The 12106-nt window shown below is 73.2% G+C and carries 12 protein-coding genes; 1 reads left to right on the forward strand and 11 read right to left on the reverse strand.

Features of this window, described 5'->3' with window-relative positions; translation table 11 throughout:
- Positions 1 to 48: 48 nt before the first annotated feature.
- The 5 genes from I8920_RS15075 to I8920_RS15095 form a co-directional block, all read right to left on the reverse strand.
- Positions 49 to 258: a hypothetical protein gene (locus tag I8920_RS15075; RefSeq protein ID WP_198657073.1), complete on the reverse strand. Its 210-nt coding sequence runs from the start codon at positions 256 to 258 to the stop codon at positions 49 to 51.
- Between the two features lie 59 nt (positions 259 to 317).
- Positions 318 to 554 carry a hypothetical protein gene (locus tag I8920_RS15080; protein ID WP_198657074.1) on the reverse strand — a complete coding sequence of 79 codons (237 nt, stop codon included), beginning with the start codon at positions 552 to 554 and terminating at the stop codon, positions 318 to 320.
- Between the two features lie 34 nt (positions 555 to 588).
- Entirely contained in the window at positions 589 to 3735 is a 3147-nt protein-coding gene (locus tag I8920_RS15085; protein ID WP_232832761.1) for a GH92 family glycosyl hydrolase, read from the reverse strand.
- A gap of 46 nt (positions 3736 to 3781) precedes the next feature.
- Positions 3782 to 5404, reverse strand: a complete 1623-nt coding sequence (locus I8920_RS15090; RefSeq protein WP_198657075.1) for a serine/threonine-protein kinase — start codon at positions 5402 to 5404, stop codon at positions 3782 to 3784.
- Positions 5405 to 5566: 162 nt separating this feature from the next.
- The gene (locus tag I8920_RS15095; RefSeq protein ID WP_198657076.1) at positions 5567 to 6385 is read right to left on the reverse strand and encodes a phosphatase PAP2 family protein; all 819 of its coding nucleotides are present in this window, start codon (positions 6383 to 6385) and stop codon (positions 5567 to 5569) included.
- Between the two features lie 103 nt (positions 6386 to 6488).
- Here I8920_RS15095 and I8920_RS15100 point away from each other — a divergent pair, with 103 nt between their 5' ends.
- Positions 6489 to 7034: a hypothetical protein gene (locus I8920_RS15100; RefSeq protein WP_198657077.1), complete on the forward strand. Its 546-nt coding sequence runs from the start codon at positions 6489 to 6491 to the stop codon at positions 7032 to 7034.
- Positions 7035 to 7118: 84 nt separating this feature from the next.
- On the opposite strand, the gene I8920_RS15105 is transcribed toward I8920_RS15100, so the two are convergent.
- The 6 genes from I8920_RS15105 to I8920_RS15130 all read right to left on the reverse strand — a co-directional run bounded on the left by I8920_RS15105 (position 7119) and on the right by I8920_RS15130 (position 12003).
- Complete coding sequence (locus I8920_RS15105; RefSeq protein WP_198657078.1) at positions 7119 to 7388, reverse strand: hypothetical protein; 270 nt, start codon at positions 7386 to 7388, stop codon at positions 7119 to 7121.
- A gap of 23 nt (positions 7389 to 7411) precedes the next feature.
- Positions 7412 to 9097: a bifunctional 3'-5' exonuclease/DNA polymerase gene (locus I8920_RS15110; RefSeq protein WP_198657079.1), complete on the reverse strand. Its 1686-nt coding sequence runs from the start codon at positions 9095 to 9097 to the stop codon at positions 7412 to 7414.
- Between the two features lie 53 nt (positions 9098 to 9150).
- Positions 9151 to 9345, reverse strand: a complete 195-nt coding sequence (locus tag I8920_RS15115) for a hypothetical protein (protein ID WP_017887924.1) — start codon at positions 9343 to 9345, stop codon at positions 9151 to 9153.
- Between the two features lie 65 nt (positions 9346 to 9410).
- Positions 9411 to 10151: a hypothetical protein gene (locus tag I8920_RS15120; RefSeq protein WP_198657080.1), complete on the reverse strand. Its 741-nt coding sequence runs from the start codon at positions 10149 to 10151 to the stop codon at positions 9411 to 9413.
- On the reverse strand, positions 10148 to 11056 hold the full coding sequence (locus I8920_RS15125; RefSeq protein WP_232832762.1) for a carbohydrate ABC transporter permease: 909 nt from the start codon (positions 11054 to 11056) through the stop codon (positions 10148 to 10150). The genes I8920_RS15120 and I8920_RS15125 overlap by 4 nt, the downstream gene beginning before the upstream one ends.
- Positions 11053 to 12003, reverse strand: coding sequence for a carbohydrate ABC transporter permease (locus tag I8920_RS15130; RefSeq protein ID WP_198657081.1), 951 nt, complete (start codon positions 12001 to 12003; stop codon positions 11053 to 11055). The genes I8920_RS15125 and I8920_RS15130 overlap by 4 nt, the downstream gene beginning before the upstream one ends.
- Between the last annotated feature and the right edge of the window lie 103 nt (positions 12004 to 12106).

Genomic DNA, 12106 nt, shown 5'->3' on the forward strand with positions numbered 1-12106 from the left:
CGCGCGGCGCGAGGTCACTCTGGTTGTGCGAACCGGTCCCGAACCGCGCTAGACGCCGGGACGCTCCTCGGGGCTCGGCTCCGGCACGCGCACGTCCACCGGGGACACCGCGGCGGGGTCGGCAGAGGCACCGCCCACGACGTCGAACGAGATCCCCAGCATCGCCGGGTCCTCGTCGAGCTCCAGCCCGTTCTCGCTCGTCTGGTCCTCGGGGATCGCACGGCCGCCGGACGGATCGAACGAGTTCGCAATCGACATGCGGACGAGCATGCCGGTCGCAGGTGAACGGGGCCTCTGAACCACCCCGGCATCACCGGTCAGTCGGCGAGGTCCTCCGGGTGCAGGCGGTCGCCGGCTTCCGGGCGCCGGAACACCGGGCCGCCGCCGGCCTCGTCCTCGTCCTCGTGCCCCACGGGCGAGACGCCCGGGGCGGCGGAGTCGGGGCCGACGTCGGCACCGCGGTCCTCCTCCACCTCGAGCTCGGACTCGTCACTGCCGTCCACGGGGGTGGACCGGCCCTGCTGTTCGGGATCGAACGGTGCGCTCATCGACATGGGCCGAGCATGCTCCCGCTCGGTGAACGCCGGGTCAACGTTGTCCGTCGGCCGCGATGAGCTCGAGCTGCGTCAGCGCAAGGTCGGTGCCGGCCGTGATGGTGAACGACGACCCGCCGCCGATGATCCGGAACACCCGGGTCTGGCCGGCCCAGGCGAACTCGGCACCGTCGACGGCGGTGACGGCGTCGTCGAGGGCGACCTGCCACGAGTAGGACCCTGGCGAGGCGACGGTCACGGTGTACAGCGAGGCGGCGGGGCACGACACGTCGAAGGACACGGACTCCCCCACGGCGAGCGCCGTGACGGTGCGGCCGGTGTCGTCGGTCAGCGCCGAGGCCCCGACGGGCAGGACGTCCACCGGGGCGTCCCGGTACCCGTGCACGTCGGAGGCCGAGACGGGGCGGGTGTCCGATGCCCAGCCCCGGGGTTCGTCGGACAGGGTGAACTCGATCCGCGACGCTGCGACGACCACGCTGTGCGGGATGGTGACCGAGGTCCAGGGCGAGCCGTCGACCGTCACCGACGCGATGTAGGCACCCGTGGAACCGTCGGCGACCTCGATGACCGTGGGCGGGCCTCCCCCTGCCGACACGGGCTGCTGCAGCACCGTCCGGCGGACCGACGGCGGCACGAGCACGTAGGTGCCGGTCGACGGCGCCAGCGGGTACAGGCCGATCGTCGCGAAGACGTACCAGGCGCTCATCTCGCCGTTGTCCTCGTCGCCGGGGTACCCCTGCCCCAGGTCCGAGCCGACGAACAGGCGCTCGAGCGATTCCCGGACGATGCGGTGCGCGTCGTCGTGCCGCCCGGTGAACATCGGGAAGAACGGGATGTGGTGCGCCGGCTGGTTCGACAGGCCGAGCATGCCCATCCGCACGTCGCGGGCCTCGGTCATCTCGTGGATGGGGAACCCGTACGAGCCGGACCGCGCCACGGCACCGGTCTCGGGGGTGGCGAAGAACGCGTCGATGGCCGCGTCGAACCGCTCGGGTCCGCCGTGCAGGTCGACGATGCCGGCCCCGTCGTGCGGGGCGGTGAACGCGGTGCCCCACGCGTTGGTCTCGGTGTAGTCCTCGCCCCAGTCGCGCGGGTCGAACTCGGTGCCGACCCGCCACGAGCCGTCGGGGTCGCGGCCGATGAAGAACCCGCGCTCCGGGTCGAACACGTGCCGGTACTGCAGGGACCGTCGGGCGAACCACTCGGCCTCGGCCTCGTAGCGCGACAGGTCGGCGGGCGTCTCCGCCCGCGACGCGAGCAGACCGGCCATCACGGCGAGCCCCCAGTCGTTGATGGCGGCGTCGAGGGTCCAGGACATCCCCTCGGACGTCGCCGTGTCGACGTGGCCGCGGAAGGCGCCCGGGAGGCTCCCCTTGCGTCCGACGCGCTCGTCACGCGGCGGGACGGTCGCGTTCCGCACCGCGCTCCGGTACGCCTGGGCGAGGTCGAAGCCGCGCACGCCCTTCGCGGCGAGGTCGGCGAAGACGGTGTCGCTCGTGGTGCCCGTCATGCAGTCCTCGGCCCCGGGCGCACTCCACCGCGGGGTCCACCCGCCGTCGTGGTGGTGCTCGACGAAGCCCTGTGCGAGCTCGCCCGCGGTGTCCGGGGTGAGGAGCCCGAGCAGCGGCCACGCCGTCCGGTACGTGTCCCAGAACCCGTTCGTCGTGGTGAACGGACCGTCGACGACCTCGGGCCCCGGCTCGTCGCGGATCGGCTCGGCCAGCACGTCGCCGTACGGGGAGCGGTGCCGCGGGCTGCCGGTCAGCGCGGTCTCGCCCGCTCGGTTCGGGTAGAGGAACAGCCGGTAGAGCCCGGAGTACAGGCTGGTCAGCTGGTCGGGCGTCGCCCCCTCGAACGACAGCGTCGCCAGCTCCTCGGTCCACAGCTGCTCCGCGCGGGCGCGCATGGCGTCGAACGGTCCGGCGGCGTCGAGGTTCGCGCGGGCGTCCTCGATCGACACCGTCGAGATGCCGAGCAGGACGTCGACGTCCCCGTCGACCGTGAGCCATCCGCGCAGCTCGTGCTCCCCGACGCTCGTGTGGTCGGCGGTGACCCGTGGGATGCGCACGTGCACGTGGTGCGGCGGCGTGCCCGGCCGGTCGTCGAGCAGGCACTCGACCACGGCCGTGCCGCCGGCGACCGTCACCGAGACGTCGGACACCCGGCCGTGGTGGTCGAGCACGACGGACCTGGTGCCGGTGAAGCGGAAGCCCAGCGCAAACTCCCCCGCGGTCACCTCCGCCGTCACGCCGTGGTCCAGGGCCACGCGGTACCGGTGCGGACCGTCCTGCTCGTCGTCGTGGTCGAACCCGAGCGCACGGGCCGCTCGGTCGACGTCGGGGGTGTCGAGCGGCGACGGCATCACCTGGAACACCCCGCGGTCCCCCATCCACGGCGACGGGATGTGGCTCGTCGCGAATGCCTGGATCGCCGGGCGCAGGCGGCCCTCGGTGTCGAGGCGGTCGTGCTCCTGGTACGCGTAGGGCCAGCGGTTGCTCGAGGCGTCGGTCATCGGCAGGCCGAAGACCCCGCCGTGCGGGATGCCGACGAGCGGGGCGTTGTTGCCGCGGGAGAACCGGGAGGACGCCTGGGTGCCGCGCGTGGTGCGGACGTGGTCGAGCGGGCTCGCCGGGGTCGGCCGCGCGGGCTCGATGCGGACGGCGTCGAGCCAGCCGCGCAGTGCGGGACGCTCCCCGTCGGAGCCCGCAGCCGGCGCATCGGAGCCGAGCCGGGCCTCCAGGCGGTCGACGACCAGCCCCGCGAACGGCGAGAGGTCCACCGCGCGCCGGTTCCACTGGTCGACCCACTGCTTGCGGGCGGCGTCCTGCGCCGCCGGGGTGAGCGCGTCACCGTACTGGTCGCGAGCCCCGGCGTGCTCGCTCAGGCGGGTGCCGTCGGCGAAGACGACGTCGAGTGCGAACGCGGTGGCGTCCCAGAAGTGCGGCAGGTCCGCCTCGGACGGTTCCGTCGCACCGTCGGAAAGGGTGCGCTCGGGGAACCACACCCACGACAGCTCGTCGCCGGGCTGGACTGCCAGGCCGGCGAACCCGGGGACGACCGCCTCGGCCGTGGCGTCACCCGCTGCTCGCTCGACGAGCCACCCCTCGGCGGATCCGAAGCCGACACCGTTCCGCGCCGCGACGGCCGTCGTCGGCCCACCGCTCCGTTGCAGTTCTCGCACCGTCCGAGCCTATTTGTTCCAGTCGCTGGATGAAACCTCCGGCGTGTCAGCCCTGGTCCGGGGTCCCGTCCTGCCCCTTGGTGTGCCCGGGCGCGCTCCCGGACCGGCCCGGACCGGAGTCCGACGCCGGGTCGACCGCACCCGCCCCGCCCTGCGGTGCCTGCACCGGGTTCGACGCGGGGGTGCTCGGCTCCGGACCGACCGGGGCTTCCTCGCTGGGCTCCGCCGGCTCGCTCGGCTCCTCGGCGGGCTGGCTCGGCTGCTCGGCGGGCTGGGACGGCTGCTGCTCCGGCTGCGAGGGCTGCTGCTCGGCCGGCTCGCTGGGCTGCTGCTGGTCGCTCGGCTCGTCGTCGGGCTGCTCGCTCGGCTGCTGCTCGGTCGGGGCCGTCGAGGTGGTGTCCGTCGGCGCCGGGGTGCCGTCGTCGTCGCCACCGAGGGCGAACACCGCGACCCCGATGCCGACGAGCACCAGGACGACCACGATGATCGCCGCGATGAGCGGGCCGCGCTTCTTCCGCTCCGGCTCGTCCGCGGGAGCCGGGGTCGGTCGGACCGGGGCGGCGGGGTCCGGCGTGGGCACCGGGCCACCCGCGCCCGTCGCACCGCGGTCGTTCGCCTGGGCGCCGAGCACGGTCGTCGAGACGTCGTCGGCAGGGTTCGGGCGCTGGGTGTCGAGCAGCCGGGTGGCCTCGTCGCCGGCGGGCCGCGCTCCGCCGTCCGGCAGCTCGCTCGCCGGCATCGCCTGCGTCCGGTCGTCAGCAGCAGCGGCGGCACCGGCACCGGCGGCAGCCGCGACGCCGGCGGCACCGGCCGCGGCGGTCACCGCACCGGGCGCCCCGGGCAGCAGCTGCGTGGCGTTCGTCGGTTCGTCGCGACCCAGGGCGCGGAGCCGCTCGGCCGCCTCGGCCGCGGTCGGACGGTCGGCCGGGTCCTGCGCCGTCATCACGTGCAGCAGGGTGCGCCAGGCCGTCGGCAGGTGCTGGTCGATCTCGGGCGAGCGGGTCAGGCGCGCGGTCGCCGACTCGATCGCGCTGCCGGGGAAGGGCTGTCGGCCGGTCATCGCCTCGAGCAGCACGAGCCCGAGCGAGTAGACGTCGGCCTTGCCGGTGATCTCCTTCGCCAGGACCTGCTCGGGTGCCAGGTAGGCGGCCGTCCCCATCACGGTCCCGGTGCCCGTCACGCGCGAGGCGTCGCGGAGCAGGGCGATCCCGAAGTCGGCGAGCTTGACGTGCCGGCCGTCGCGCTCGAGCAGGACGTTGGCGGGCTTCACGTCCCGGTGCACGATCCCCTGCGCGTGCACGGCACTCAGGCCGTCGGCGACCTGCGCACCCAGCCGGGCGGCGGTCGCGGGGTCGAGCGGGCCCTCGCGCAGACGGGTCGCGAGGTCGCTGCCCGGCACGAGTTCCATGACGAGGTACGAGTCACCGTCGACGTCGTCGAGTGCGGCGTCGTAGAGGGTGACGAGCTCGGGTGCCCGCAGCGTCGCGAGGGTCTGGATCTCCGCCTCGGCGCGGGCGCGTTCGCCGCGGTCGACCGGGCCGATGCGGAACACCTTGACCGCGACCTCGCGACCGAGCTGCTCGTCGACCGCCCGGTACACGGACGCCATGCCACCGTGTCCGAGCGTGCCCGTGACGCGGTACCTGCCGCCGAAGACCCGTTCTTCCATGACCGCAACCTACCGGTCCGCGCTGACGGGGCCTCCCATCCGGAGCGCCGGAGGTGCTCGTCCCGGCGCGGGCCAGCGAGTGCGGTCGAGTGGCGTCGAGTGAGCAGACGATGTCGGGTGCCCGGGCACGACCCGACGTCTTCTGCTCGCCGGGTGCCCTGGTCAGGAACGCCCGAGGGCCCCCGGCTCGGGCTCGGCACCGCGGTGGAGCGCCGTCAGGTACAACCGGTGGGCCGTGATCACCAGGGCGAGCCACGCCAGCCCGAGCGCCCACGCCGCCAGCACGTCGGTGAGCCAGTGGTGCCCGAGGAACACCCGCGACGCACCCACCGACAGGACGAACAGCGTGCCGACGACGATCGTCCACACCCGGGTCACCACCCGCGACTGCCGCAGGAGCAGCAGGTACACGATCGTGCCCACGATCACCGTCGCGTTGAGCGTGTGCCCGGACGGGAACGACGGCGACGACTCGTACGGCGGCACCGCGTCGGACAGCGGCGGACGCGCCCGGCCGATCAGGTCCTTGCCCGCGATGGTCATGAGCAGCGACCCCCCGCTCGCCGCGACGAGGAGCACCAGCGGCGTCCACGCCCGGCGCTGGACCGTGAAGCCGACCAGGAACCCGAGGGCGACGATCGGCATGCCGATGGTGCCGGCGATGTCCGTCCACCACGTGACCAGTCGGTCGCCCGTCGGGGACCGGAGCGTCAGCGCCCAGTCGAGCACGGGTCGGTCGAGCACGGCGACGTCGTCGGCTTCACGGACGGCGTCGTAGACCTCGGAGGCGATCCAGGTCGCGAGGACGGCGATGCCGACCCCGACGGCGAGGGTGAGGAGCAGGAGGGGCATCGCCCCGTACCGCTTGCCGAGCGCAGCCCACGCTCCGGCGATCCTGCGGCCGGCCCGGGACCGCCAGTGGGTCAGGTCGACGTCGCCGACGTGCCGGTCGGCGGCGGCGGCGCTGCGTTCGGTGTGCATCGGTCCACAGTGCCCGAACCGCCAGGGAGCCGTCCGGGCAGCGTGCATCGACTGCCAGTATCTGACATGCTACGTTGCAACCTCGAAGAGATGGAGGATGAACATGCGGTCAACGAATCTGCGCGGGGTCACCGTCGCGTGCGGGGTGCTCCTTGCAACTATCGTCAGTGTGAGCATCACGGCACCAGCGAACGCGTCGGCTACGAAGGCCGTCCAGACCTACGGGCTCGACGGCATCACCGTGCAAGGCCTCCCGAGGTTCACGAACGAGGCGGCGCTCCTCGACTACGTCGCGACGAACGCGGTCAGTACTCGGCTCGACGCGGAGACCGGCAGGATCATCTCGGTCGCACCTGTCACGCCCGCTAAGCAACAGGCGAGGGTGTCCGTGCGGAACACCTGCAAGTCCGGAGATGCGTACTGGGCAGCCGCTGCGACGCCGTACACGAACAACTGCTTCTACGGCTCCGCCGGGACCTACACGTTCCCGAGGGGAGGCACGTTCTCGAGGAAGTTCTACATGGGGAGCCACACGGCGCGCGGCGGTTGGAAGTACGGCGGCAAGCAGAACCACACTCCGAAGCAGGGGCCAGGATCGGTTGCGACGCTCGACGCCGTGACACAGATCAACCGCGGCCAGCTCTACTGACCGTGCCCGCTCGGGTGCCCGAACCGCCCGGGAGCCGTCCCGGCAGCCGCCTGGCGGAGCGGGCGTCACCGACCCGGGGCCGCGTCACGCCCCGCTCGAGCGCCCCGCCCGGACAGCCCGCCGCGACCGCTGCAGGACGACGAGCCCCACCGTCAGGCCGACGGCGGCGATGAACGGTGTCGCGAACCACCCGAGGACGATCGGCACGGCCCGTTCCTCCGGAGCATCCACACGGAGCATCAGCGACCACGCGTACAGGGGCAGCGCGACGGTGGCGGCCCAGGCGACCACCACCAGGACGGTGAGCAGCACGGCGGCCCCTCGGTGGTCGGAGCGTCGGGGGGTGTTCGTCACGAGCCCAGGGAACCAGACGCGGCTCAGTCCTTCGCGTCGGAGTACGCGCCCACGACCGCGACCGACAGCGGGAACGTCACCGGGAAGTCCTGGAACAGCAGCCGCCCGGCGTCCACCGCGGCCTCGCGGATCTGCGTCGCCACCCACTCCGCGTGCTCCGCCGGCGCGTGCACCACGATCTCGTCGTGCACGAAGAACACCAGGTGCGGCCCGTCGGTCACGGCCCCGGGGAACCGGGCGAGCAACCGCGACCGCAGTGACCCCATCCACGCGAGCGCCCACTCCGCCGCGGTCCCCTGCACCACGAAGTTGCGCGTGAACCGCCCCCAACTGCGGGCACGGGACTCCACCGCACGCTGCATAGCCGGGGTGCCCTCGACCGTGTACGCCTGGTTGCGGGCCTCGAACCACGCGTCCTCCGGCACCGGGGACGTCCGCCCGAGCAGCGTCGTCACGGGTTCGCCGCGCTCCCCCGCACGCGCGGCCCGTTCGACCAGGTCGAGTGCCTGCGGGAACGCCCGCACCAGGCGTGGCACGAGGCGTCCGCCCTCGCCCTGCGTCGCCCCGTACATCGCACCGAGCATCGCCAGCTTGGCCTGCTGCCGGGTCTCGACCGCCCCCGAGGCCACCACCCCGTCGTACAGGTCGCGCCCGTCACCGGCCGCGGCCATCGCCCGGTCGCCGGACATCGCCGCGAGCACGCGCGGCTCGAGCTGGGCGGCGTCCGCCACCACGAGCTTCCACCCGGGATCGGCGACGACGGCGCCGCGGATGCCCTTCGGCAGCTGCATCGCGCCTCCACCGTCGGCCGCCCACCGCCCGGTGACGACGCCGCCGACCACGTACTTCGGGTGGAACCGGCCGTCGCGGATCCAGTCGTCGAGCCACGTCCAGCCGTTCGCGGTGAGCAGCCGGGCCAGGCGCTTGTACTCGAGCAGCGGCTCGATGACCGGGTGGTCGATCTCCTGCAGCTCCCACTTCCGCGTGCTCGTGACCATCAGGCCGGTACGGCGGAGTGCCTTCAGGACGTCGGCGGGCGAGTCCGGGTTCAGGCCCGGGTCGCCGAGGCGGTCGCGCACGACGGCGGCGATCTCCTCGAGGCGTCGGGGCCGGACGCCGTACGGCACGCGCGGCCCGAGGGCGTCCTCGAGCAGGCGCTCGTGCACGTCGGCACGCCACGGCAGCCCGGCGTGCAGGATCTCGGCCGCGACGAGCGCGCCGGCCGACTCGGCGGTGAGCAGGAGCCGCAGCGCACCGGGAGCGTTCGAACCGGCGACGGCGGCGAGCTGCGCGCGGAACTCGGCGACCGGATCGACCTCGTCGTCGGGCACCGAGGCGGTGAACAGGGCGTCGTCGAAGAGCTGCGCCTGCGTCGGCCGGACGACCCGGGCCTCCGCCACGGGTGCGTCGAGGGCGTCGGCGGGCGCCCCGGCCAGCGCGGAACCGCGCGCGGCGAGCGCGCTGCGCAGGACGCGACGGCCGAGCCGCAGGTCGACACAGCGACCGACCCGTCCGCCCGCGGCGAGCACGGCCGGGTACCAGCGTGTGGTGTCGTCCCACACCCAGCGCACGCCCGGTGCGTCGTGGGCCGCGACGAAGGCCGGGAGGCCCGGCTCGTCCAGGCGGACCGGCTCGCCCCCGGCGGCCCCCGCGTCGGTCAGGGGCGTCGCGAGGACGCCGCCGTCGACACGGCGCAGGACGAGGTGCACGACACGATCATGCCGTGCCCCACCGACCCCGGCGGACCGGGGTCGGTGGGAGGTCACTCGCCGGGTCGGACCGCGGCGGTGTCGGCGACGTCGATGCGGACGTCGCCGTCCTCGGCACGGGACACCTCGACCCGCGGGTCGGCGTCGTGCTCGTCGGAACCGGACATGCGGCGGAACGTGTCCTGCCGGCGTTCCTCGAACGTCATGTCGACACCGTCGTCCAGGTGGTCGTGGTCGGGCTTCGTCATGCCGTGCACGGTACGCGGCCGGGGCTGCGCGGGTCAGGCGACGGGAGCCGTGCCGGTCCGTTCGGTCACGCGCCGCCGCGAGCCCACCGGTCGAGCACGGCCGTGCGGAGTCGTCCGGCCGGCGCCGACGAACGGGCCGTCGCCAGCGGGACCCCGAACACGAACTTCGCCGCACTGGCGTCCCCCTCGGTGCCGTCGTGCGGTCCGGGCGGTGTGAGACGGAACCGGCGGGCGAACCGCACGAGGTTCGCGTCCGGCCCCAGGACGGCCGGCAGCCCGGGGTCGAGCATCCACGACCGGCACTGCCACCACCGGGCGGCGCGGTCCGGGGCGAGTCGGCGGAGCACCTCGGGTGCCGTCGCGAAGGCGAGGTCGCAGGCCGCCGGGTCGAGCGGCCCGCCCTCGGGCACGTGCACGTGCCAGGCCGGTGTGCCGTCCGCCAGGTGGTCGCCGACCTCGAACTGGAGGCGCCCCACCGCGACCACGCGGCCGGTCACCACCGCGACGAGCCAGTCGAGTCCGGCCCCGTCCAGCCCGTACCGTGCCAGCTTCCGCTCGACGTCGGCGACGGTCCCCTCCGCCAGCGCCCGCGGGAGCCCGCGGGCCTCCAGGGCGGCGGCGTTGCCCGGCGCGGCGGCGCGGAGCGCGGCGACCAGGAGGGTCTCCCGCGCCACCGGCGGCACGTCGGCGACGGTCGCGGCGAGCGCCGTCGCCACCGTCGCGGCGTCGTCCGGCGACCCGACGGCGGCGGCGAGGACCGCGACGGACGCGGGACGGGCCTCCAGGCCGGGGACGCCGGCCGTCACTTCAGGCCGGACGACGCGAGCCCGTCCATCACCCGCCGCTGGAGCACGACGAACATGATGAGCACCGGGGCCATGGCCATCAGGCTGGCCGCCATGAGCACCGGGTAGTCGATCGTCCGGTCGCTGGACAGCGTGGCGAGCCCGGCCGCCAGGGGCATGTCCTCGGCGCGGGTGGACACCACGAGCGGCCAGAGCAGCTCGTTCCACGACCACAGCACCGTCGTGATCGCGAGGACGCTGATCGACGGACGGGCCAACGGCAGCATGATCCGCCAGAACGTCTGGAACGGGTTCGCGCCGTCCATGCGCGCGGCCTCCTCGAGCTCCGGCGGCATGTTGAGGAACGCGGTGCGCATCAGGAACGTCCCGAACGCGCTGAACAGGCCCGGAGCGACGATGCCGGCGAGGGTGTCGAGCCAGCCGAGGCCCTGCACGATCTGGTACTGGGAGATGAGGTACACCTGCGACGGCACCAGCAGGATCGACAGCACGATCCCGAGGATGAGGCCGCGTCCGCGGAACCGCATGCGGGCGAACGCGTACCCGGCGAGGGTGCACAGCACGATCTGCGCGAGCGTGCGGATGAGGGTGACCCAGACGGACGTCGCGAGCTGGTCCAGGAACGGCAGGCGGTCGAAGACCTGCGCGTAGTTCTGCCACTGCAGCTCCCCCGGCCAGAAGACCGGCGTGACCGACTGCACCTGTGCGTTCGTGGACAGCGACATGATGATCTGCCAGAGGAACGGGAACGCCATCACGAACCCGCCGACGCCGAGCACGACGTGGATCCACCAGTGGCTGCCCTGCCGCCGACGGGGGCGGACGCCCGACCGGCTGCGGATCCCGGTGGTCGTCGTGGTCGGGGCAGCGGTCTCCGGGCGACGCGCTGCGATGGTGCCGGTCATGACTGGACCCACTTCTTCTGGACACGGAACTGGACGACCGTGATGATGCCGATGAGCAGGAAGATCACCATCGCGATCGCGGCCGCGAAGCCCTTGTCGCCGTCGACGAACCCGGCGTTGTAGAAGTAGAAGACGAGGGACATCGTCTTCGGGATCACCGGGTTGAGGGGCCCGAGGATCGCGTAGAGCAGATCGAACAGCTGGAAGCTCGAGATCGTCGTGACGATGAGCACGAAGAAGATGCTCGGGCTGAGGAGCGGGACGGTGACCGAGCGGAACTGCCGCCACCGGCTGGCACCGTCGAGCTCGGCTGCTTCGTAGAGCTCCGGCGGGATGTCCTTGAGCCCGGCGCCGAGGATGATCATCGAGAAGCCGAGCGACGACCACAGTCCGACCAGGGACACCGCCACGAGCGCGAAGCCCGGGGTGGAGATCCAGAACGGGCCGTCGATGCCGAACAGGCCGAGGAACGAGTTCACGATGCCGAAGTCGCCGTTGAACATGATGCGCCAGACCAGGGCGATCGCAGCAGGCATCGCGACGTAGGGCAGGAAGAAGAGCACGCGGTAGAACTGGGCGAACCGCAGGCCCGGGGTGTTCAGCAGGCTGGCGAGCCAGACCGCGATCGGGATGCCGAGCAGGACGATCGCCGTGTAGACGATCGTGTTGAGCAGCGACTGGTAGAGCTGCGGGTCGGAGACCAGGCGGACGTAGTTCGCGATCCCGCTGAAGCTCGCTCCGCCGAAGACCCCCCAACTGGTGAACGAGTACCAGAACGTCTGGAGGATCGGCCAGATGAAGAACGTGCCGACGCCGATGAGCAGCGGCAGGACGAACAGCCACGGCCAGAGGCCGTCGGTGCGCGCTGCACCGCCGCGGCGGGCTCCGGGCGTCGTCGGGGGCGGAGACGCCTGTGCGGCGTCACGGTGCGGGGTGGTGGTCGTCATCAGGTCGCTCCTCGGCCAGGGCGGTCGGATCGGGTGCGACGCCCGGGCGTCGCGTGCGGGTGGGTCGCGGAACGGCCGACCGGCCGGGGATCAGGCCCGGCCG

This window comes from Curtobacterium sp. YC1, from assembly GCF_016267665.1.
Classification (GTDB): Bacteria; Actinomycetota; Actinomycetes; order Actinomycetales; family Microbacteriaceae; genus Curtobacterium.